The following is a 21,342-nucleotide window of genomic DNA, read 5'->3' as shown; positions in this document are numbered from 1 at the left end:
TTGAAGGATGTCCATTTGGATATTAAGCCTGGCAAACGCGTTGCCTTTGTTGGGCCGTCCGGTGCCGGCAAGTCTACTATCGTCAAGCTGCTTTTCCGTTTCTTTGAACCGACTGCTGGGCAAATTACCGTAGATGGTGTGCCGCTTAATGACCTTGGCAAAGACACCCGTCACAACATTTTTGCCATCGTCCCGCAGGAACCTGCACTCTTTAATGACACCATTGCGGCCAATATCCGCTTTGGCAAACCAGATGCCACCCAAGAAGAAATTGAAGCAGCGGCCAGGCTTGCAAACATCCACAGCTTCATTGATGCCCTCCCCGAAAAATATGACGCCATTGTAGGTGAGCGCGGCGTGAAACTTTCTGGCGGTGAGAAGCAGCGCGTAGCCATTGCCCGTGCAATAGTGCGCAACCCGAAGATTCTCGTATTCGACGAGGCCACCTCCAGCTTGGACTCCCACAATGAAAAGGAGATTCAGCAGGCGCTGGACAAGGTTGCACAAGGCCGGACAACCATTGCCGTTGCCCATCGCCTCTCCACCATCGCCAACTCAGATACTATCTATGTCCTTGGGAATGGTGGCATTGCGGAACAAGGGACGCATATGGAGCTTCTTAAGAAGAATGGTGCATATGCCAAGCTCTGGAAAACACAGAGCCAGCACAAGGAAGATTAAGCGCCATACTTCAAATCCCTGGCCACTCCTGCCATACTCCCGCCAGAACCCCATAGGAGGTGTGATGTTTGAAAAGCGTACTGATACTTGGCGGCTGGAAAGCTAATGCACAAGCAGGTTGGATGCCTTGGCTTATCCAATGGCTTGGCCAAAGGGCTATCCCCCACCATTTCTGCCAACTCCCTTACACCTGGGCACCATCAACGGTTCTTGGGGTAAGACTGGCATTGCAAAAAGCCAAGGAACTTCCGGGTCCCAAGGTTATTGTTTGTCATAGTTTTGGAGGCAAAGTTGCCCTTAAGGCTCTCTCTGAAAATGACCTGCCTATCGATGGCCTCATCATGGTTGCCCCACTCTACCGGTGGCCCTTAAGCAAATGGTTCCCCTTCTGGAAGGACTACGTAAACTTTGAGCAGCTCAAGAAAAACTGCCCACGGATTATCGTTATCCATTCAAAGGATGACAACTTGGTGCCCTTCCTGAACAGCCTCGAGCTGGTCAGAAAGTGTAAGGAGTATGGCATCGAAGTTGAATTCTGCGTGCATCAAACCAGCGGTCACTTTGACCCAAAGAGCCATTGCTTTGAACTGCCAGAAGTAGTGGAAGCTTACGAGAAAATTTGTGCCTCATCTTAAAACGATGAGGCTTTTTATTAAGAAAGCAGCTTCAAGAGCTAACATCCGTTTGACAGCCCACACCCTTCCCTATACCCTGCTTTTGACCTGACAACAGGGTGCAGATTGACATTGAGGACTCATATTTAGAATGCGAAAAACAGAACCGACCCCGCTCGACGAGCAGAGCCTTTTCAAAGCCTGCCCCGAATGCAAGACCATCCTTTTCATTAACGATTTGGTCGCCAATGCCTGGGTTTGCACAAAACCCAGTTGCGGCCATCACTTTGTTATCACCGCCCAGGAACGCCTCCGCGTAATTACTGAGCCTGGCAGCTTTGAGGAGTGGGATGCAGAACTCAGCTCCCGCGACCCACTTGGCTTTCCCGGTTTCGCAGAGAAGCTAGTGGAAGTCACGACCAAAACTGGAATGCACAGTGCCGCCGTAACGGGTGTCGCAATGATTGGTGGCTTCCGGGTTGGCATTGGCATCACGGACTATCACTTCATGGCGGGTGCCATGAACTCCGTGGTGGGTGAAAAGTTCGCGCGTGCCATTGAGGGCGCCATCGCCCAGCGCCTTCCCTTTATTCTCATTAGCGGCTCAGGTGCAGGGGCAATGATGCACGAAGGACTCATCTCCCTCATGCAAATGCCCCGCATCACCGCTGCATTGGCCCGCCATAAACGCGCAGGACTAATGAGCGTCTGCCTTCTCACCGATGCCACCTACGGTGGCGTCATTGCGTCATGGGCATCCCTAGCCCACATTACCCTCGCCGAACCAAAGGCGCGGATTGGGTTTGTGGGTGGACGGGTTTCCGGCCTTAAGGTGTTTGAAGGTGCGCCACATAAGTTCCGCACCGCCGAGTACCAACTTGAGCATGGTGCGATCGATCAGATCGTTCCCCGCACAGAACTCAAAGGAGCCCTTCTCGCCATCTTGGCAAGCACGGCAGAATTTACCGGTGCGGCAGGTGAAAGGCTCCTCAGCATCGCAGAAGAAGTACGTGCCTCCCTCCCAAGGGAAGAAGATGACTTCCTCCACGACCAAAGCGGGACACGTCGCCTCCACGTCACCGACGCAGCGGACAACCTTAGGTTGGCCCGCCATGTTAACCGGCCGCACACACTGGACTTCATTAAGGGGATCTTTGATTCCTTCTTTGAACTAAAGGGTGATAAGTCCCTCAAAGATGATGGTGCAATTGTTGGCGGTGTCGCCTCCCTTGGCGGCGTACGTGTTGTGGTTATCGGGCATGAAAAGAACCGCGACATGAAAGAGCGTACGCTGCGCAACTATGGCATGGCAGGCCCAGCCGGGTACCGTAAGGCGGCGCGTCTCATGCGGCTCGCTGAACTGCTGCGTTGCCCACTCCTGTGTTTTATCGATACACCAGGTGCGGACATTACCGTGGAATCCGAAAACTATGGCATCAGCTACGCGCTGGCCCAGTGTCAGGAGATCCTTCTCAACCTAGAAACCCCTGTTGTCTCCACCATTATCGGTGAAGGCGGAAGCGGGGGCGCCATCGCCCTGGGCGTTGCCGACAAGGTACTCATCCTCCAACATGCCATCTATTCGGTCATTGCACCGGAGAAATGCGCCAGCATTGTCTGGAAGGATGAAAGCCGCGTTGCTGAGGCAGCCGCTGCACTGAAGATTACCGCCCTGGATACGGTGCGGCTCGGTGTAACCGACTGCCTGGTTCCTGAACCTGCAGAGGGTGCACATATGGATAGGGACGCCGCCGTCCAGATCCTTAAGGCACATCTCGCGGAAACCTTGGCAGAGCTCGCTCAGGTGGAAGACACTCAAATCCTCGTAACTGGCCGCTACGAGCGGTTCCGAGCCATTAACTCCTTCTTAGGTTAAGCCCTAAGAACCCCTACGCCCTGATACCAATCAGGGCGTTTCTTTTTAGTCACATTCGCTACAATGATCCTATGCTTACCTGGCCCTGGGTCTTTCTTTTTCTTTTCTTACTTTACGGCTCCCACATAGAGCCTCGCCTTTTTCGTATCCGGAAGTTCGACATGTCGGACCCTCGGATCAAGAAACCGGTGCGTATTTTGTTTATAAGTGACCTGCACATTACCTGGTTTACCCCAATGCGCATTTACGCCAGGAACCTTTCCATCATCAAAAGGGAGCACAAGAAGAATCCCTATGATCTCATCCTGCTTGGTGGGGATTACTTTGACCGAAACATCCATTTTCCTAAGCGCCTCAACAAGGTCCTCGCTGAACTCATCTCATTGAACATTCCCATAGTGGCCGTGCTTGGCAACCACGATACGCGGTTCAAAGCAGTGAATACCGGCGCGGTGCGCGAGATCCTTCAGAAAGCTGGGATTACACTCTTAGAAAATGACTCCTATACGTACACAAAAAACGACACCAGCGTACTCATCGTTGGACTCAAGGACTTAGAGGGAACCTCTGAGTATCTGGAAGGGAAGTTTTTCATCCAGTCACCACGTTTTTACAAAAGGACACTTAAAAATATTGATGCTTACCAAAAGTTTGACGATATCAAGCCAGAGCTTTTCCGTATCCTTCTCAGCCATAACCCGGATTGCTCACTCTTGCCAGGCAGCCGTCGTCCTGACCTAGCGATCTCTGGCCACACCCATGGCGGCCAGGCATTTTTCCTTACTTGGCTAGGACTAGTCTTTAAGCAAGTGAACCCCCACGGGAGTTTCCAGAGCCAGGCAGGCATTAAGTCTATTAATGGCATGCCTCTTATTATTTCACGTGGGTTTGGTTACGGCGTTGCACCTTTCCGCTATGGCGCGCCGCCTGATGTGTATGCAATTACTCTCAACCCCTAGGCAAATCTGCAGATTCCTGATAGGTTCAAGCGGTATTCTGTAGGAGGAAGAAATGCCCTTTGATCCTGAAAAATATGAACAGGCTCACGCCGTCACGGTTCACCACTACTGCCGACTCGTGCACGAGTTGAAACTCCGGCGCGAACGCCTCGGCATCTCCCAGCAGCAAATGGCTGACTGGATGGAACTTACGGTAAAGGATATCCAGGACTTTGAAAGCCTGGAGGAAACCCACCAGAAGTTCCTCTGGGTTCTTATGTACATCTCGCTTCTAGGTGGAAAGTTCGACCTCTCAGGTATTCCCGGTGAGCCGTCCGAACCCATTCTGCCCCTCGAAGGCGCCAACTGGACCATCGAGAAAATCGTTGCCTCCGACCGTGGAGCATACGACGAGGCTAGTAGGGAGAAACTAAGCGACCTTCTCCGGGCAGGTTTCCCGGGCGGAGCAGCAGAGTTCCTTGCCGGCTCAAGCCAAGGCTAGTCCCCATCACTCACGCACACCCAAGTGCGTGAGTTTTTTAGTACTGAAACCCTGCGCCTTTCTGCTATCCTAACCCCAACACACCTAACCCACCGGAGGCACCATGGACTGGCACATTAGTGATATTGAAACCGAATCCATTGAGAACACGGACTTTCGCCGTGTGCTTTTCACAGGTAAGCACAGCCAGCTTGTCCTTATGAGCCTCAAACCCGGTGAGGAAATTGGTTCAGAGGTACACCCAGACAATGACCAATTCTTCCGCGTGGAATCTGGCATTGGCACGGTGGTGGTAGATGGCGAAGAACAGCCCATTGGTGATGGCACCGCCATCGTAGTGCCTGCGGGTGCCGAGCACAACGTCATTAATGAGTCAGATGACGAAGACCTCAAGCTCTACACCATCTACAGCCCTGCCCATCACCCAAAAGGAACGGTGCACCACACAAAGAAAGAAGCTGAAGCCGCTGAAGAAAAGAAATAGGCGGCAGAAGTTGCCGCCTAGTGTGTCAGGCCTCTCGCGTGGGCGTTGCCGCCTGGAGTAAGAGTCCCCGTATTCGTCCCTGTTCTGTACGGTGCAGTTCTGCAGCGCGGAGCCCGTCCATGCTGCCAAGATTTTGACGCGTGATTTGTAAGGCAAGTGCCTGGTCGCGCGCCAGCCGATCCGAGTATGCTTCGTTGCTTCGAATGTCCATGTCCACCTCTCCAAGGGAATTGGCTTGCTTCTTCCAGGCTACGCCCTGCTCCGCCACAAATACAAGGAGACTCCTGGGAATGGTCTAGCGTTTTGCTATACTAAAACCGCAAATTAACCAGTCTTCATGTTCATCTTCATGTTCTACCTAATCCTTGGCCTGCTGATTCTCTTCATTGCAGGCTTCAAGCTGTTCTACCAGTACGAGCGCGGGATTGTATTCACCCTTGGTAAATACTCTGGCATGCGCGAACCTGGCCTCCGCTGGATCGTGCCCATTATCCAAAACGTGCGCAAGGTGGATATCCGCATCAAAACCTTGGACATGCCCCGTCAGGAAATGATCACTAAGGACAACATTTCCTGTTTCCTTAATGCTGTAGTGTACTACCGTATTACCAACCCGGAAGACGCAGTTATCAAGGTGGAGAACCTTGAGCTGGCCGTACTTCAGTACACTCAGACTGCGCTTCGTGACGTCATTGGTAACTCGGAATTGGACGAGGTACTGACACAGCGCGAAATGGTATCCGACAAAATTGAAGAAATTGTAGTCCACGAGACTGCCGAATGGGGCATCACCATCGAATCCATCAAGATTCAGGACATTGAGCTCCCCCAGGAAATGAAGCGGGCCATTGCCAAACAGGCAGAGGCAGAGCGTGAACGCCGTGCCAATATTATTGCCGCAGAAGGTGAGCTGACTGCCGCAGAAAACTTAAACCGCGCTGCCCAGCTTCTTTCGCAGAACCCTATTTCCGTGACGCTGCGCACACTGCAAACAATCCGGGATATTTCCACCAACCCTTCCCAGAAAATCGTTATTTTCGCTCCTGGAACGGAGAGTATCGACAAGGCCGCAGCCATGTCCAGCAGCTCAAATTAAAAGACTGACACAAAGAGCGGTTCCACCCTATCGGAACCGCTCTTTTTTTGACATACTGCTTACGTTTCAAGCCATCGCTGGCACCGAAACAAAAAGGAACCTTGAAAATGCGGAAAATCTTTATTAACTTTCTGAATCAGCCGGCGAGTAGACGCTTCGAACTATCGCTGATTACGTTTTTTCTTATCGCACCCCTTCTCGGGATGCTCTACCAACTCTTTGTCACTACTCAGGACCCTGTTCGGTTCTGGAGTGCCATGGGACTCATTGCCATCGGCGCAGCACTGCTCTCCGCTCACGTAAGGTGGGTGCGGCCGTACTTCCGCCGGTTTTACTGGGTGATTGACTACCCCGAGCTCGTCCGCCGCACCCTGCGCCTCAACGGGCATAAGGGTGAAAGCATGGTGCAAAGACACCCAAAGGTTGTCTTTCGCTTTTGGCGCGCCCGCCTGTATAGGTCCGCCTACCGGATTGGGATTGCCGCACTGGTAGCACCCCTGTTCTGGGGCATGTACCAGCTCTACGGCAGCAGCTTCCTCTGGTTCCTCGGCCTGTACGTTGTTACTGGCCTTGGCATCACCATTGGGTTCCACCGTAATGGTGCGCACATCAGCTTCAAGGCTCCAGACTGGCTAAGGGCAATCCTCTTCAGCGCTGGTGTCTGGGCCATCCAAGGCCTTCCCAAGGAATGGATGAAGAAGCACGCTGGCCCGCACCACACGTTCGCGGACAGCTCACTCGATGTCCACTCCCCATTGGTTCTCGGACAGCAAAAGTCCGAAACCCGCCTAGGTGTTGCCTACGAGCACACCATGGCGTTTGCACACTCCTTTGTTATCTGGGCATTTAGGGCCAAAAGCCTGAGCCGTCCCAAGGGAATGAGCATCGAGGAATGGATTCAGACCAATAAGAAGGAAGTGCCCGACCTTGCTACCTTCCACTACCGGGAATGCGACGCCCCATACTGGCAGGGGTTTAACCTGCAGGGCAAGCAGATCCTTACTCCCCAGCAAAAACTGGAGAAGACTTGGATTGGTATGTGGGACACCATCGAAAGGATTGAGCGGGACAAGGTGGTCAGCTTCATTAGCCAACCCTTTGTTTACTCGGTCCTGGTTTTCCTCTCCTTCTTCCTGCCTTGGTACATAGGTGGCGTCACGCTCGGGGAAGCCTGTGCGCGCGTCGTCTTTACCAGTTGGGTCACCTTTGGCGTGAACTCCGTGTGTCACCTGTGGGGCGAAAAGCCCTTCAATACCCCGGACCACTCCCAGAACAATGCCTTCATTGAAGTGCTTGCACTTGGTGAGGGCGGTCACGCCAACCACCACTACCGAGCCAGTTGGGCTGAACACGGGATCTTCCCGTGGCAGCTTGATGTCTCGGCAGAGGTCATCAAGGCCCTTGGCCTCGTTGGCATCATCGACAAGAAATCCATCAAGCTTCCTCGGAAGCGAGAGGTCATCTTGGCCGCTGCCTACATGGAGCGGGGCTACCGAGCCAAGCGCATGGAGCGCAAGCTCCGGCGCCTTGCCACCGCCTCGGCCTAACCTATCGCCTCCGGACACCCGTCCGGAGGCTTTTTTATTCCGCCCGGCCCACTCCTCCCATGGTACAATAGAGGGGAAATACGCAACCCAGATGTTCAAAGGACTTAAAGCCGTACTCCTCCTTGTAAGCATTGCTGCCTTAGCCCTACTTTTCACCCGATTAGTATCTGGCAGCAGTATTCCTGTACTGCAACCCAAGGGCATCATTGGACAGCAGCAGATGGAGCTTATGAAAACTGCCGTTTTCCTTATGCTCCTTGTGGTGATCCCTGTTTTCATCCTTACGTTTGCCATTGCCTGGCGGTACAGGGCGGACAATACAAAGGCCACCTACACCCCAAACTGGGACCATAACCACCTGGCAGAATTCACCTGGTGGGCAATCCCCTGTGTCATCATTCTGGCGCTTGCGGTTATCACCTGGAAAAGCTCTCACGACTTGGACCCGTTCAAGCCCCTGGAGTCATCCGCCAAGCCCCTCACCGTCCAAGTGGTTGCACTCCCCTGGAAATGGCTCTTCATTTACCCGGAACAAAACATCGCCACGGTAAACCACCTCACCTTTCCAGAGGATGTCCCGCTTCATTTTGAAATCACTGCAGACGCCCCCATGAATTCTTTTTGGATTCCCCAACTTGGCGGGCAAATCTACGCGATGACAGGCATGGTAACCGAGCTTAACCTGATGGCAGCGGAAAAAGGGACGTTTGCAGGATCATCTGCCAACCTAAGTGGGGAAGGGTTTGCAGACATGAAGTTCACGGCAACCGCCACGTCCCAGGCAGACTTTGACCAATGGGTGACATCCACCCAACAATCACAGACGGCTCTCAGTATGACTGAGTACACGAAACTGGCAGTGCCAAGCAAAGACAACCCGCCCACTTCGTATTCTTTCCCCACCACCAACCTGCATCACAATGTAGTCATGAAATACATGGCTCCTGACACAAAAATGTTGGGCGCAGATCATGCTACTATGCAACATGGTCACCAATAGTCACTAAGAAATGTTCGGCAGACTTACCCTAGAAGCATTTCAACACGGCCCCATTGTCCTCGGTGGTCAAATCTCCATGGTCTTGGGGGTCCTTGGTGTAATAGCCCTCCTCACCTACTTCAAGAAATGGAAGTGGCTTTGGACAGAATGGCTCACGAGTGTTGACCACAAGAAGATTGGGGTCATGTATCTCGTCATCGCCATTGTCATGCTTTTGCGTGGCGTGATGGATGCGCTCATGATGCGCGCCCAGCAAGCCATGGCTGCAAGCAACCCCGGCTTCCTCCCACCTGAACACTACCAGCAGGTATTTACGGCTCATGGCACGCTGATGATCTTCTTCGTGGCCATGCCACTCATGTTTGGCTTGATTAACCTCATCATGCCACTCCAGATTGGTGCGCGTGATGTGGCTTTTCCCTACCTGAACTCCATCAGCTTCTGGCTCTTTGCCGCCGGAGCGGTGCTTATCAACGCCTCCCTCTTGGTGGGAGAGTTTGCCGCCACCGGCTGGTTGGCTTACCCGCCGCTTTCAGGCTTGGAATACAGCCCGGGAGTCGGTGTTGATTACTACATATGGTGCCTGCAAATTGCCGGCATAGGCAGCCTGCTTTCCGGAGTCAACTTCTTTACCACTATCCTTCGCATGCGCTGCCCCGGCATGTCTCTCATGAAGATGCCAATCTTTACCTGGAGCGTTTTAGGTAGCATGATTTTGGTCATCATTGCCTTCCCCATTCTCACTGTGACCCTTGGCCTCCTTTCGTTGGACCGCCTGCTCGGCATGCACTTCTTCACCACTGACTTTGGTGGGAATGCCATGCTGTACATCAACCTTATTTGGGCTTGGGGCCATCCGGAGGTCTACATCCTTGCCCTACCCGCCTTTGGCATATACTCGGAAATCGTAGCCACGTTTTCCAAGAAACGGCTCTTCGGGTACGTCTCCATGGTCTGGGCGCTGATGGCCATCACCTTTTTGTCGTTTGTCGTGTGGCTGCACCACTTCTTCACCATGGGGGCAGGGGCGGACGTAAATGCTTTCTTTGGCATTATGACAATGGTTATTGCCATCCCTACCGGGGTGAAAGTATTCAACTGGCTCTTTACCATGTTCCGGGGACGTGTCTCCTTCACCTCACCTATGTACTGGTTCCTCGGCTTTATCATCACCTTCACCATCGGCGGAATGACGGGAGTGATGATGGCGGTGCCGGGAATAGATTTTCAGTTGCACAACAGCCTTTTCCTAGTAGCCCACTTCCATAACATGATTATTGGGGGAGTGCTCTTCGGCTACTTTGCCGGGCTTACGTACTGGTTCCCTAAGATGTTTGGCTTCACCCTAAATGAGCGCCTCGGAAAATACGCTGCCTGGCTATGGATTATCGGCTTCATGGTCGCGTTTATCCCGCTCTACATTCTCGGCTTCATGGGTGCCACCCGCCGCCTCGATCACTATGATGCATCCATGGGCTGGCAGTCCCTCTTTATTGTGGCGGGAGTTGGTGTCCTCATTATCGCAGCTGGAATTGGCATGCAGCTTCTCCAAGTCGCCTTCAGTATTTACAAGCGCAAAGAAAACCGCGACGTAACTGGCGACCCTTGGGATGGCCGTACCCTGGAGTGGTCCATTCCCTCACCTGTCCCCCTTTATAACTTTGCAGTCATCCCCCATGTCAAAGACCGGGATGCCTTCTGGGCGGCAAAGCAAAAAGGCGGCCAGGAAAAACCAAAGTACGAAGACATCCATATGCCAAAAAACACTCCGTTCGGCGTCTTCATTGGTGCATTCAGCTTCCTCTTTGGCTTTGGCCTCATTTGGCACATGTGGTGGCTAGTTGCCGTAGGAGTACTGGGCGTCATTGCCTGTGGGATCATCCGCTCCTTTAGCCTTGATACCGACTATCATATCCCCGCTGCGGAAGTAGCAAAACTAGAGGCACAAGCTTCACGCTAACCCCATGCCTACGCACACACTTATTCATCCCCAGCACGGCGGCGTTTCACCAGAGAGTGACGCTAAAACGGTATTTGGCTTTTGGGTCTACCTCATGACAGACCTTGTGCTCTTTGCTACCCTCTTTGCCACGTATGCCGTACTCCGCAATAACACCTATGGCGGTGAAGCAGGGCATGAGCTCTTTCAGCTTCCCTTTGTCCTCACGGAAACCCTTATCTTGCTTACGAGCAGCTTCACCTGCGGCCTGGCGATGCTCGCCCATCGTACTAACAACCGCCAACAGACACTGGCCTGGTTAGCAGTCACCCTCCTCCTTGGCCTCTCCTTCCTCACTATGGAAGTCACCGAGTTCCATAAGCTCATTGGCGAAGGCAACGGTTACCAGCGAAGCGCCTTCCTCTCATCCTTCTTTACGCTCATTGGTACGCACGGGCTCCACATTACAGTAGGCTGCCTGTGGATTATTGCCCTCATGGTGGAAACCCTCATGCGCGGCCTTAACGCACGGTCTGTCAGCAAATTCCTTGCATTCAGTTTGTTCTGGCACTTTTTGGATATTGTGTGGATATTCATCTTCACCATCGTGTACCTAATGGGGGCAATGTAGCCATGAAGAAAACACCTCACACCGAAGCAGGGCACGGGACCCTCACGTCGTATTCCATAGGGTTTGCCTTGTCGATCATCCTCACGCTTATCCCTTACTTCTTTGTGGCAAACCACATGCTTAACGGAGCCGCCCTGGTATGGTCGGTAGTCACACTTGCCCTCGTCCAGCTCTTCGTCCAACTCGTGTTCTTCCTCCACCTAGGAAGGGACTCCAAGCCCCGTTGGAACCTCGTTGTCTTTGTCTTCACCATCTTGGTAGTGCTGATCCTGGTATTTGGCACCCTCTGGATTATGAAAAATTTGGATTACAACATGTCACCCATGGAAGTGGAAAGTCATATCCTTAACGATGAGGCGATCCCCCGCTAGTCATGGTTAAAACGTACTACCTCCTGACTAAGCCCGGCATTATTATGGGCAATGGCATTGCGGCCATTGCCGGTTTTGCACTGGCATCCGAAGGGCGGTTCCACCCCCTCCTCTTTCTCGGCCTTCTTGTGGGCCTGGCGCTTGTCATCGCCTCTGCCTGCGTGGTCAACAACTATCTTGACCGTGACATTGACGAGAAAATGGCACGGACCAAAAATAGGGCTCTCGTAAAGGGGCTCATTTCTGGGAAAAGTGCCCTTATCTTTGCCAGTACCCTAGGCATACTTGGCACACTTATCCTCTTCTTCTTCACCAATACCCTTACTGCTGCAGTAGGTTTGTTTGGCTGGTTCTTCTACGTGGTGGTGTACACCTTGCTCAAGCGACGGACAGTATATGGCACCCTTATTGGAAGCATTTCGGGGGCCATCCCTCCTGTCGCAGGATACTGTGCCGTGGCCAACCGCATCGACGTAGGCGCACTCATCCTCTTCGTCACGCTCTGCCTATGGCAAATGCCGCACTTCTTTGCCATCGCCATTTACCGGCTCAAAGACTACAAAGCCGCAGACATTCCCGTCCTCCCCATAAAGTCTGGCATTCAGAACACAAAGATCCACATGGTCCTCTACGCCACTGCGTACACCATATCTGCCGCATACCTCACCATCCTTGGCTACACCGGCTTCACCTACTTGGTGGTAGTGGGGTTGGTGAATCTCGCCTGGGTTGGCATATGCCTCCAAGGCTTTACTGCTTTTGACGATATTAGCTGGGCGCGCAAGGTCTTTCGTTTTTCCCTTATTGTGATGATGGTATTATCAATAATGATCATCTTGGACTTCGCCCTCCTTTAACTTTCTTCCATGCTCCTCATTCATGTACTGGTCGCACTCTTGAGCCTTGCCGCTACGGCATTCACCTACGTCTCACCTACCAAGCGCCACCTTGCCGGCAGCTCCGCACTGGTGGCTCTTACCCTCGCCACAGGAACGGCCTTAGTACTCCAAGCACCGTCTCACCTTGTTGAAGCCTGCTCCATGGGCCTTGCCTTCTTGGCAATAAGCTTTGTGGGTATTTTCGCCGCTCGCAAGAAGCTGGCCACTGCCACTATTCTTCCCGAGTAGCAACGCTCGGTGACAGGGAAGCCCACCGCGGCCTCCCTTTTCTGTTGCCTATCAGTTGGCACGATGCGATACTGAATGTATATGCGAGCAATACTGAACCGGCCCCTCGCACGTCTCCGACGTCCGATCGCCTTGGCGATGGTCTTTCTTCTTTTGGCATTTGAATGTGCCTTTGGTTTGGTGAGCGTTATCCAAACCGCCTATGCCGATACGCCTGTTGATCACTTTGCTATCGATAACTCCTTTGCCACCGCAGGTCCCATTGTGGCGGGCGTTCCCTTCTCCCTGACTATCCGCGCCTTCACGAGTAGCAACAACATCGTGACGGACTTTAACGGCCAGGTTACCCTGAACGACCTGTCCGGCAGTATTAATCCCACCACCAGCACCACCTTCAGCAACGGGGTATGGACGGGACTTATTACCATTACGGAGGCCATCAACCTCAACCGGATTACCCTGTACTACTCCACACAAAGTGCACAGTCTACAGACTTCCAGGTTGTAGCCGATACCCGCTTTTCCGCCTTGGCCCTAGTCTCCGGAAACAACCAGTTTGGCGTTGTGGGGAACACCCTACCCACTTCTTTGACCGTGCGCGTGATTGACCTCTACGGAAACCCAATTCCCAATGTAGGGGTCAGCTTCCTCTTGGCTGCGTACCCTCCAGGAGCAACTGCACACTCCCTAAGCGTATCAAGTGGCACGAGTAACCTTGCGGGACAGGTCAGTACCTCCCTCACCCTGGGCACCAGGATAGGGACGTACACGGTTACCGCAAAGCTCAATACGGCCAGCGGCCAACAGTTGAACCTTTACGCCAACGCAACGGCGGGACCGGTAAACAGCATTACCGTATCCCCTGTAATTACCGTTATCCCGAAAGGCTCCGCCCAGCAGTTCTTCATGATTGCCTACGATGCATACAGCAATGTAGTAAGCACCGCCAACCCAACTTGGAGCGTGGTGGCAGGCGGCGGGTCCATTGACCTTAACGGCGTATTCACTGCCGGCGGGACCTCCGGAAACTTTGTGAATACCGTCCGCGCCCAGGTAGGTTCCATTGGCGCACAGGCCACGGTGACGATCATCAATGAAACAAGTGGTACCTCTGAAAACAACCAGTCGGGTGACGGGACTTTTGGTAACGGCAACGTAGCGGGTGGCGGAGGCGGGAACCAGTCCACCAGTCAGAGTGGTCCTGAAAGTGGTGGCGGGACATCTGCCTCTACCACTCAAAGCAGCGATCAGTCCGCTACGAGCAGCTCCTCTTCCCAGAGTGGCGATCAGTCCGCTACAAGCAGTTCTTCCACCCAAGCCTCTACTCAGTCTTCAACCGCCAGTGGGACCCAGAGCTCCACGCAAAGCACTTCCCAAACCGTTTCCCAAAGCGGCACCCAAGGTACAAACCAATCCACCACCCAAGCCGGTGGCGGACAGAGCAGCACCCAAGGAAACGTGGGTACCGGTAACGGTGCAGGCAACGGTACAGGCGATGGTACAGGCGATGGAGATGGTGACGGTGAAGGAAACGGCGATGGCTTTGGCAATGGCAACGGAGATGGAAACGGAAACGGCACAGGCGTAGGTGATGGCAACGGAAATGTTGTCCGCCGCGAAGGCGCCGGCGTCCTTGACCGTGTCTACATTGTGCCAAGTGTCATCACCCTGCCCGCTGGCACAAAGCAGGTTGTAACCGCCCTGGCGTATGACAAGTACAACGGCATCATTAGCGATGCCAGCTTCCAGTGGACGCTCACGGGAGACATTGGGGCACTTTCCTACAACAATGTGAACGCCACAGAACTTACGGCTGGCGGTACCCCGGGTAACGGCTCCGTCAATGTTACCGTGACCCAAACAGATGCCAACCTTCAGACGACATCCAAAACCGCTACGGCCACCGTGGCCGTACAAGCCCCGCAAGGCGGCAGGCTTATCTTTGATGTCATCCCTTCGCCACAAACTGAGAACACCCCGTTCATCATCACCATTACTGCCAAGGATTATTCAGACAATGTACTCGCTGCCTTCAGTGGTCCTGTTACCCTGAGTGACACCACTGGCTCCGTGAACCCCTCCCTTGCCACCCCGTTTGTCTCTGGTATTTGGAAAGGTGAAGCCAAAGTACTCTTCCCTGGTGATGAAGTGGCAATCAGCGCCATTGGTGGCGGGCTATCTGGCACCAGCAACACCTTTGAAGTACAAGGAGAAAGTGAAAAACAGACCCTCACCCAGTCCATCCGTAACATTGGCTCTGCCCTGGCTGAGTTGGTAAACGGCGGCGGGCGCGGGAACGCCAAGGTTAACACTGGTTCGCAAAACTTGCTTCGGAACATTGCAGCCGGTCTCGCCTCCGGCTTCGGCCTCTTGGGTTCGGCCCTGGCCATTGGTATTATTGTTTCCCGTGGGTTAGAGGCCATTGGCCGCAACCCCATGGCAAAAGGAAAGGTCCAGATTAATATGTATCTTTCCATCGTGGTCAGCCTGGTTGTAGCGGCTATGGCGATAGTCGCGGCCGTGGTAATCTTAACGTAATCAGATATTTAGAGGGGCATGCGCGACATCTTTATTTTCGCTTTAGGGGCAAGCATTGTGGGGACAATATTTCTTGTCGCCCTTATTGAGCTTATTTTCACGATCCGCCGGCGTAAGGTCCACAATGAGCTTGAGTCCAAGATCAAGGAACTTAAGACTACCTACAACGAATCGGTGAACAAACTGGTCATTGATGGTGAAAGCAAGTTGGTGGAAACCGAAGAGCAGGTTAAGTCCCTCTCCGGGCAGGCCGAAGCCACTAAGGAAGAGGTGACCAAAGAGTACGAAGACAAGCTCAAAAAACTCCAAGAAGAAACCGAGAAAGAGTTGGCCCATGCCAAGGCCCGGGCTAAAAAGCTGGAGCAAGAAGCCAAGCTTAAGGCTGAAGACTACTTAGCCACTCGCAAAAAGGAAGTGGAAAACGACCTCATGGACCTGGTCATGTCGGTCACCAAAAAAGTACTGCCGGATGGCTTGGGATATGAAATCCAAAAGCAGCTTGTCCTTGAGGCCCTTCGTGATGTTAAGGCAGAGGCACGTGACGCATGAGCAGCACCAAAGCATTCATTGCCAGCATACTCGACCAGTTCTACCGCGCTGAACAGGTAGACCTTCTTCATCTTGCCCTCACCAATGTCCTGGAGATGGTCTCTGCGGGAGAGGTAGATATCTTCCTCGACCAACGGCAAAAGAACGCTTCACAGAAAAAGGCGTTCGTTCAGAAGATCATCGGGAGCATTGAATCCCCTGAACTGAAGAGCGCATTCCAAGCCGAGCTTGACGCAGACAACCTAGAGTTCTTCCGAGAACGAAGCCTCGGGACCACCCTTTCCCTCCTGCAAAGGGAGACGGAAAAAATCAAGATTGTCCGCTTGCACGTTGCGCTGGAATTTAAGGAAAAAGACTTCCGCGAAATGGTCGCCCTCCTTGAAGAACAATTGAACGCCAAAGTTGCCCTCTCCATTTCCGTAGAGCGTTCGCTCCTTGGCGGCGCCATCATCCAGTACGGCACGGCCCTGCGGGATTCCACCCTCAAGAGCCGCTTGGAGGTATTCCGGGAACACTGGAAACAAGCGGCAGTAGAAGCCTGATATGCCAACACCCAAAAAAGAAACGTTCCACCCAAAGGAGATTACGGAGAAGCTAAAGAAAACGCTTCCCGATGATGTCCACTTCCGCCCCGTCATCACCGAGATTGGTGAGGTGAGCTATGTGGGTGACGGAATTTGTAAGGTACACGGGCTGCCGTCGGTACACATCGACGACATGATTGAAATCCAAACCGACAGAGGTGGTACCGTCAAAGCCCTCGTCCTTGGTATCAACGAGATAGAAATTGAAGCGGTAGTCATGGGTGACTATACCGCCATCCGCCAGGGCAATGTGGTTACCTCCAGCGGGGAACTCTTGCAGATGCCCATTGGGGAAGCCTTGCTTGGCCGTGTGGTAAACCCCCTCGGTGAACCAATTGATGGCAAGGGCCCTGTTCATACGCACGAGTTTGGCATGGTAGAGCGCCTAGCGCCGGGCGTTGCGAAACGCCAGCCAGTAACGGAACAGTTCCAATCTGGCGTACTTGTTGTGGATACCATTATTCCCCTCGGCAAGGGGCAGCGTGAGCTAGTGGTTGGAGACCGCAAGTCCGGCAAGACCAAGTTGATGGAGAGCTTTATCATCAACCAGAAAGGTCAGAACATCATCTGTGTGTATGTGGCCATTGGTGCCCAAAAAGGCAAGATCCGTTCGCTTGAAGAGCGGCTGCGTGTGGCAGGGGCGATGGACTATACCGCCATTGTCTTTGGTGGCTCGGACGAGCCCCCTTCCATTAACTACATCGCCCCGTATGCTGGCAGTGCCGTAGCTGAGTATTTCCAGTTCAAGGGCAAGGACGTGATCATCATTTACGATGATCTCTCCAAGCACGCCAAGGCCTACCGCCAGATGTCACTTCTCTTAAAGCGCTCCCCTGGTCGTGACGCCTATCCTGGTGACATCTTCTATCTGCACTCCCGCCTCCTGGAGCGCTCCAGCCGTCTCCACCAGAGCCTGGGTAGTGGGTCTATTACCGCCTTCCCTATGGCGGAAACACAGAACGGTGACCTTTCCGAGTACATCAACACAAACCTGATGTCTATTACGGACGGCCACATCTTCTTGGACGTAAACCTGATGCACGAAGGTATTCTTCCTGCCGTAAACTCCGGTGCATCCGTATCACGCATTGGTGGCTCCGTTCAGCCCCCCGCCCTCCGTAAGTGCGGTGAGCTGGCTTCTACGCAAATGGCCCGCTACAACGAAGTCAAATCCTTTGAAACACTCAATACAGAAATCAGCGAAGATACTGAGCGCGAGATTAAGCGCGGCAAACGCGTCCTGGCTACCTTCGACCAAAAGGCCGACCTCCGTCTGGCCAACGATGAGAAAACCATACTCATGTACCTGGTGACCGCCGGGCGCTTCGACAACATTGAGCTTCCAGACGTGAAGAAAATCAAGGTGGAACTGGTGGAGTTTTACCGCAAGGGCAACTATCCCGAATTCAGGGAGCAGTCCGTAAAGGAAAAAGACATCGACAAGATTGGCCAGCTTATCAACCCGATCATTGCCGATTACGTGCCCACCTCGCAGGTTGAAGGCGCAAAGTACCTCATTGAAGAGAAGAAGAAGGAAGAGGGCATCCTTCCTATAGTCCCAGATACCGCACCTCCCGCTGAAGCTGGCAAAGAGGGTGAGAAAAAAGAAGAAAAGAAATAGGCCATGCCTACAATCAACGAGATTAAGGAACAAATCAGCGTTGTTAAATCTGTAGGCGAATTCACCAACGCCATGCAGCAGATTGCTACGCTGCGCATGATGAAGCTGCGTGACAAAGTACTGGCATCACGTCCCTTTGTAGAGACCGCGCTTAACATGGTGCGGGAACTGAATGCCCTCAAGGAAGAACAAGAAAAGCTGGAGCAAGCAAAGCTTTCCAAGAAACAAAAGGACCTCGTAAAGGCTGACACAGGCGGCGGGCGGCGGGCCGTGATTGTCATCACCTCTAACGCGGGGTTGATTGGCCAATACAATATCCAGATCTACGCCAAAGTAGAAAAGGTGTTGGAGCAAGAAAAGGACTCCGAATTCTTTGTCATTGGTAAGAAGGGCCAGGAAGTGTTTGCCAACGGCAAGTACAAGGTGCGCTCCTTCCCCTACGCGGTTCCTGACAACTTTGAGATAGCGGACCTTATGCGCCTCATCCGCTTGTTTGACCTGTACGATCACATCACCCTCATTTACTCGCGCTATTTTAACTCCGCCAAGCAGGAGGTGGTTGTAACTTCCATTGTCACACCGCAGCTGGAAGCCACTCCCGAGAGCGAGCGCCAACCTGGCAAGTACATTTACGAGCCTGATTTATACGACATGATCGATGGGGTTTCCCGGAAACTCCGCGGCGCGCTCTTCCAACAACAAATCTTTGACTCCCGCCTTGCCCAGTTCTCCGCACAGATGATCGGTATGAAAACCGCATCGGATAACGCCACAAAAATGCTGGGTGAAATGCAGATCGAGTATAATAAGGCGAGACGCAAACTTATCGACAAGAAGATCAGCGAAGTATTTGCGGGAAGCGCGAGCTGGAAATCATGAGTTCAGACATCATCACCCGAACCCGTGGCAAAGTTACCTCCGTTCACGGAGCCGTGGTTGACGTACACTTTCCCCGTGAGCTTCCCGAGATCTATAACGCCCTCCACCTTCAGTTAGAGCACTCCGTGCTTACCCTTGAGGTATTTGAGCACCTTGCTGGCAGCACAGTGCGCTGCCTAGCCATGGGCCCATCTACCGGTATCCAGGTGGGCATGCTCGTAGAAAATACGGGCGATGTAATGCACGTACCTGTAGGACCCGAGCTTATGGGCCGCATTGTAAACGTATTCGGCGAAGCAGTGGACGATGCTGGGGAGCTTAAGACAAAGGAAACTGCCCCCATCCACAAACCTAGCCCAATCTTTACGGATATCAGGACTAAACCTGAAATTATTGAGACTGGCATTAAAGGTTTGGACTTTGTCACCCCCTTCTTAAAAGGTGGTAAGACGGGCGCCTTCGGGGGTGCTGGTGTAGGCAAAACCCAGTTGGTGACGGAGATCATCCATAACACCACCATGGAGCACGGCACTAAGTCCGTATTCTGCGGTGTGGGTGAGCGTACCCGTGAAGGAAATGAGCTCTGGCTCAACCTCATGGAATCTGACGTTTTGCCAAACGTGGCCATTGTTCTTGGGCAGATGAACGAATCCCCGGCCATGCGTTTCCGCACTCCACTAACGGGTGTGACCATTGCCGAGTATCTTCGTGACTCCAATAAGAATGACGTACTCCTCTTTATCGACAACATCTTCCGCTTCATTCAGGCGGGAATGGAGGTATCTACGGTACTTGGACGTATCCCTTCTGAAACGGGGTACCAGTCTACCTTAGCCTCGGAGATGGGTGCCGTTCAGGAGCGCATTGTATCTACAGCCGTTGGCGGTATTACCTCCATGCAGGCCATTTACGTACCGGCAGACGACTTTTCTGACCCAGCTGTACAGGCCATCTTTGCCCACCTGGACTCTACTGTTGTGCTCTCCCGTAAGATTGCCCAGCAGAAGATCTTCCCCGCCATGGATATCCTGGCCTGCGCCACGACCGTTGACCGTGAAGTCATGGGGGACAAGCACTACTTGGTACTCCAAGAATGTCTCAAGACCCTGGAGCGCTACCGCAGCCTGCAGAACATCATCGCCATTTTGGGTGTGGATGAACTCTCTGAGGCAGAAAAGGTGACCGTAGGGCGCGCCAAGAAGATCCTCAAGTTCCTCTCCCAGCCATTCTTTACCGCTGAGAAATTTACCAACATCCCAGGTAAATTCACAAAACGTGAGGATGGAGTAGCGGGCGTCGAGGCAATTCTCTCTGGTATCTACGATGAAATGACGGACGATGTATTCCTCTATATAGGAAACGTCGCTGAGGCAGAGGAAAAGTGGAAGGCACACGCCCACTAGGGTTTCCCCATGGCCGCCACCTTAAAAGTAAAAATTGTAGACCCGAACAAGGTGGTCTTTGAGGGTGAAGCGGAATACGTTATGGCGCCCGGCAAAAAAGGGACCCTAGGGCTCATGCCCTCCCACACACCCATGTTTGCCGAACTCACCAAGGGTGACCTCTATATTTCCAAACCAAACGAGCAGGTAATGCCCATTGATTCCGGAATCCTAAAGATTAGGGGCGATGAAGTAATTATCCTCATTGGGCTGGGTGACTAACGGAAAAGCCTTTCTTACCTCGACGGTACAGGTACTGACACCAGGTGAATTTATAGGCTCTCAACGCCTATAAATTTTTTTCTTCATACCTCATCACATTTCAACTGTTGACAAGGTTCATCTCTAATCCGGATAATAGTTTTGTATCAGATATTGAAACCTGACAACGCGTTATACGCCCTAGCGTTTACTCACCTGGACAAACCAGGTTTGTCACCCAATTCTTTCAACACTTTTCAAAAGTTTATCCGCAATTTAAAGAAGGTTTCTCACATGAAACAGTTCCGCAAATTGGTCAGCGGAGCCCTTACTCTTTCTACGGCAATCGCATTTAGCGGCCTTGGAATGGTAAGTAGCGCTTACGCTGCACCACTTACAGATATGAACGTCGAACTCGGTACTTCTACCGGCGCCGTCAGTTCCCAATACACAATCAAATTCACTACAACATCAGCCGACACCCTCAAGGGTATCCGTCTTGCCTTCTCTAACCGTGCTTCCGGCACCGTTACTAAGCCTGACAGCTGGGCTGCTGGTTCCGCTACGCTAACCTCCATCACTAAAGATGGTGGCGCAGACTCCGGTTGGGCAATCGATACTACCAACGCCGCCACTGGTTACCTCTACCTTTTGAACACAACAGGTAGCGCCGTAACTCAGAACGACTTCGTCATTGTTCTTTCCACTATCACCAACCCAAG

General features: G+C 52.8%; 23 protein-coding genes. 22 read left to right on the top strand and 1 reads right to left on the bottom strand.

Features of this window, described 5'->3' with window-relative positions:
* The 6 genes from VLA04_03175 to VLA04_03150 form a co-directional block, all read left to right on the top strand.
* A partial coding sequence (locus VLA04_03175; protein HSI20684.1) for an ATP-binding cassette domain-containing protein occupies window positions 1–681 on the top strand: 681 nt, incomplete at its 5' end.
* A 68-nt stretch (window positions 682–749) separates the two neighbouring features.
* Window positions 750–1,316, top strand: coding sequence for an alpha/beta fold hydrolase (locus VLA04_03170; GenBank protein HSI20683.1), 567 nt, complete (start codon window positions 750–752; stop codon window positions 1,314–1,316).
* A gap of 130 nt (window positions 1,317–1,446) precedes the next feature.
* The gene (locus VLA04_03165) at window positions 1,447–3,171 is read left to right on the top strand and encodes an acetyl-CoA carboxylase carboxyltransferase subunit alpha/beta (protein ID HSI20682.1); all 1,725 of its coding nucleotides are present in this window, start codon (window positions 1,447–1,449) and stop codon (window positions 3,169–3,171) included.
* A gap of 161 nt (window positions 3,172–3,332) precedes the next feature.
* Window positions 3,333–4,130: a metallophosphoesterase gene (locus VLA04_03160; protein ID HSI20681.1), complete on the top strand. Its 798-nt coding sequence runs from the start codon at window positions 3,333–3,335 to the stop codon at window positions 4,128–4,130.
* A 52-nt stretch (window positions 4,131–4,182) separates the two neighbouring features.
* Window positions 4,183–4,611 carry a hypothetical protein gene (locus tag VLA04_03155; protein HSI20680.1) on the top strand — a complete coding sequence of 143 codons (429 nt, stop codon included), beginning with the start codon at window positions 4,183–4,185 and terminating at the stop codon, window positions 4,609–4,611.
* Window positions 4,612–4,714: 103 nt separating this feature from the next.
* A complete protein-coding gene (locus VLA04_03150; GenBank protein HSI20679.1) occupies window positions 4,715–5,095 on the top strand; it encodes a cupin domain-containing protein in 381 nt (126 codons plus the stop codon).
* 25 nt (window positions 5,096–5,120) lie between these two features.
* Here the strand turns inward: VLA04_03150 and VLA04_03145 are convergent, their stop codons facing one another.
* The gene (locus VLA04_03145) at window positions 5,121–5,306 is read right to left on the bottom strand and encodes a hypothetical protein (protein HSI20678.1); all 186 of its coding nucleotides are present in this window, start codon (window positions 5,304–5,306) and stop codon (window positions 5,121–5,123) included.
* Window positions 5,307–5,432: 126 nt separating this feature from the next.
* Here VLA04_03145 and VLA04_03140 point away from each other — a divergent pair, with 126 nt between their 5' ends.
* The 16 genes from VLA04_03140 to VLA04_03065 form a co-directional block, all read left to right on the top strand.
* Window positions 5,433–6,191, top strand: coding sequence for a slipin family protein (locus tag VLA04_03140; GenBank protein HSI20677.1), 759 nt, complete (start codon window positions 5,433–5,435; stop codon window positions 6,189–6,191).
* A gap of 203 nt (window positions 6,192–6,394) precedes the next feature.
* Window positions 6,395–7,738: a hypothetical protein gene (locus VLA04_03135; GenBank protein HSI20676.1), complete on the top strand. Its 1,344-nt coding sequence runs from the start codon at window positions 6,395–6,397 to the stop codon at window positions 7,736–7,738.
* A 91-nt stretch (window positions 7,739–7,829) separates the two neighbouring features.
* Window positions 7,830–8,738 carry a ubiquinol oxidase subunit II gene (gene cyoA / locus VLA04_03130; GenBank protein HSI20675.1) on the top strand — a complete coding sequence of 303 codons (909 nt, stop codon included), beginning with the start codon at window positions 7,830–7,832 and terminating at the stop codon, window positions 8,736–8,738.
* Between the two features lie 10 nt (window positions 8,739–8,748).
* Window positions 8,749–10,698 carry a cytochrome o ubiquinol oxidase subunit I gene (gene cyoB / locus VLA04_03125; GenBank protein ID HSI20674.1) on the top strand — a complete coding sequence of 650 codons (1,950 nt, stop codon included), beginning with the start codon at window positions 8,749–8,751 and terminating at the stop codon, window positions 10,696–10,698.
* 4 nt (window positions 10,699–10,702) lie between these two features.
* Window positions 10,703–11,308, top strand: coding sequence for a cytochrome o ubiquinol oxidase subunit III (gene cyoC, locus VLA04_03120; protein HSI20673.1), 606 nt, complete (start codon window positions 10,703–10,705; stop codon window positions 11,306–11,308).
* Between the two features lie 2 nt (window positions 11,309–11,310).
* The gene (gene cyoD / locus VLA04_03115) at window positions 11,311–11,679 is read left to right on the top strand and encodes a cytochrome o ubiquinol oxidase subunit IV (GenBank protein HSI20672.1); all 369 of its coding nucleotides are present in this window, start codon (window positions 11,311–11,313) and stop codon (window positions 11,677–11,679) included.
* Between the two features lie 2 nt (window positions 11,680–11,681).
* A complete protein-coding gene (gene cyoE / locus VLA04_03110) occupies window positions 11,682–12,536 on the top strand; it encodes a heme o synthase (protein HSI20671.1) in 855 nt (284 codons plus the stop codon).
* A gap of 9 nt (window positions 12,537–12,545) precedes the next feature.
* The gene (locus tag VLA04_03105) at window positions 12,546–12,806 is read left to right on the top strand and encodes a hypothetical protein (GenBank protein HSI20670.1); all 261 of its coding nucleotides are present in this window, start codon (window positions 12,546–12,548) and stop codon (window positions 12,804–12,806) included.
* Window positions 12,807–12,887: 81 nt separating this feature from the next.
* Window positions 12,888–15,344 carry a hypothetical protein gene (locus tag VLA04_03100; GenBank protein HSI20669.1) on the top strand — a complete coding sequence of 819 codons (2,457 nt, stop codon included), beginning with the start codon at window positions 12,888–12,890 and terminating at the stop codon, window positions 15,342–15,344.
* An 18-nt stretch (window positions 15,345–15,362) separates the two neighbouring features.
* Window positions 15,363–15,893 (top strand): hypothetical protein, encoded by a 531-nt coding sequence (locus tag VLA04_03095; protein ID HSI20668.1) that lies wholly within the window; start codon window positions 15,363–15,365, stop codon window positions 15,891–15,893.
* Complete coding sequence (locus VLA04_03090) at window positions 15,890–16,435, top strand: F0F1 ATP synthase subunit delta (protein ID HSI20667.1); 546 nt, start codon at window positions 15,890–15,892, stop codon at window positions 16,433–16,435. The genes VLA04_03095 and VLA04_03090 overlap by 4 nt, the downstream gene beginning before the upstream one ends.
* A gap of 1 nt (window position 16,436) precedes the next feature.
* A complete protein-coding gene (gene atpA / locus VLA04_03085; protein ID HSI20666.1) occupies window positions 16,437–18,098 on the top strand; it encodes a F0F1 ATP synthase subunit alpha in 1,662 nt (553 codons plus the stop codon).
* 3 nt (window positions 18,099–18,101) lie between these two features.
* Window positions 18,102–18,977 carry a FoF1 ATP synthase subunit gamma gene (locus tag VLA04_03080; GenBank protein HSI20665.1) on the top strand — a complete coding sequence of 292 codons (876 nt, stop codon included), beginning with the start codon at window positions 18,102–18,104 and terminating at the stop codon, window positions 18,975–18,977.
* Window positions 18,974–20,380 (top strand): F0F1 ATP synthase subunit beta, encoded by a 1,407-nt coding sequence (gene atpD, locus VLA04_03075; protein ID HSI20664.1) that lies wholly within the window; start codon window positions 18,974–18,976, stop codon window positions 20,378–20,380. The genes VLA04_03080 and atpD overlap by 4 nt, the downstream gene beginning before the upstream one ends.
* A 9-nt stretch (window positions 20,381–20,389) precedes the next feature.
* A complete protein-coding gene (locus VLA04_03070; protein HSI20663.1) occupies window positions 20,390–20,641 on the top strand; it encodes a hypothetical protein in 252 nt (83 codons plus the stop codon).
* A 273-nt stretch (window positions 20,642–20,914) separates the two neighbouring features.
* The coding region (locus VLA04_03065; GenBank protein HSI20662.1) for a hypothetical protein at window positions 20,915–21,342 on the top strand (428 nt) is incomplete at its 3' end.

This window comes from Verrucomicrobiia bacterium (genome assembly GCA_035460805.1).
Taxonomy (GTDB): domain Bacteria; phylum Patescibacteriota; class UBA1384; order CAILIB01; family CAILIB01; genus DATHWI01.
Note: the sequence above shows the minus strand (reverse complement) of the source record. Positions and strands in the feature narration are given on the sequence as shown.

Bases quoted from the DNA above. Each gene is read 5' to 3' on its own strand.
- VLA04_03165 (HSI20682.1), top strand. From the start codon at position 1,447: ATGCGAAAAACAGAACCGACCCCGCTCGACGAGCAGAGCCTTTTCAAA.
- VLA04_03160 (HSI20681.1), top strand. From the start codon at position 3,333: ATGTCGGACCCTCGGATCAAGAAACCGGTGCGTATTTTGTTTATAAGT.
- VLA04_03155 (HSI20680.1), top strand. From the start codon at position 4,183: ATGCCCTTTGATCCTGAAAAATATGAACAGGCTCACGCCGTCACGGTT.
- VLA04_03150 (HSI20679.1), top strand. From the start codon at position 4,715: ATGGACTGGCACATTAGTGATATTGAAACCGAATCCATTGAGAACACG.
- VLA04_03145 (HSI20678.1), bottom strand. From the start codon at position 5,306: ATGGACATTCGAAGCAACGAAGCATACTCGGATCGGCTGGCGCGCGAC.
- VLA04_03140 (HSI20677.1), top strand. From the start codon at position 5,433: ATGTTCATCTTCATGTTCTACCTAATCCTTGGCCTGCTGATTCTCTTC.
- VLA04_03135 (HSI20676.1), top strand. From the start codon at position 6,395: ATGCTCTACCAACTCTTTGTCACTACTCAGGACCCTGTTCGGTTCTGG.
- cyoA (HSI20675.1), top strand. From the start codon at position 7,830: ATGTTCAAAGGACTTAAAGCCGTACTCCTCCTTGTAAGCATTGCTGCC.
- cyoB (HSI20674.1), top strand. From the start codon at position 8,749: ATGTTCGGCAGACTTACCCTAGAAGCATTTCAACACGGCCCCATTGTC.
- cyoC (HSI20673.1), top strand. From the start codon at position 10,703: ATGCCTACGCACACACTTATTCATCCCCAGCACGGCGGCGTTTCACCA.
- cyoD (HSI20672.1), top strand. From the start codon at position 11,311: ATGAAGAAAACACCTCACACCGAAGCAGGGCACGGGACCCTCACGTCG.
- cyoE (HSI20671.1), top strand. From the start codon at position 11,682: ATGGTTAAAACGTACTACCTCCTGACTAAGCCCGGCATTATTATGGGC.
- VLA04_03105 (HSI20670.1), top strand. From the start codon at position 12,546: ATGCTCCTCATTCATGTACTGGTCGCACTCTTGAGCCTTGCCGCTACG.
- VLA04_03100 (HSI20669.1), top strand. From the start codon at position 12,888: ATGCGAGCAATACTGAACCGGCCCCTCGCACGTCTCCGACGTCCGATC.
- VLA04_03095 (HSI20668.1), top strand. From the start codon at position 15,363: ATGCGCGACATCTTTATTTTCGCTTTAGGGGCAAGCATTGTGGGGACA.
- VLA04_03090 (HSI20667.1), top strand. From the start codon at position 15,890: ATGAGCAGCACCAAAGCATTCATTGCCAGCATACTCGACCAGTTCTAC.
- atpA (HSI20666.1), top strand. From the start codon at position 16,437: ATGCCAACACCCAAAAAAGAAACGTTCCACCCAAAGGAGATTACGGAG.
- VLA04_03080 (HSI20665.1), top strand. From the start codon at position 18,102: ATGCCTACAATCAACGAGATTAAGGAACAAATCAGCGTTGTTAAATCT.
- atpD (HSI20664.1), top strand. From the start codon at position 18,974: ATGAGTTCAGACATCATCACCCGAACCCGTGGCAAAGTTACCTCCGTT.
- VLA04_03070 (HSI20663.1), top strand. From the start codon at position 20,390: ATGGCCGCCACCTTAAAAGTAAAAATTGTAGACCCGAACAAGGTGGTC.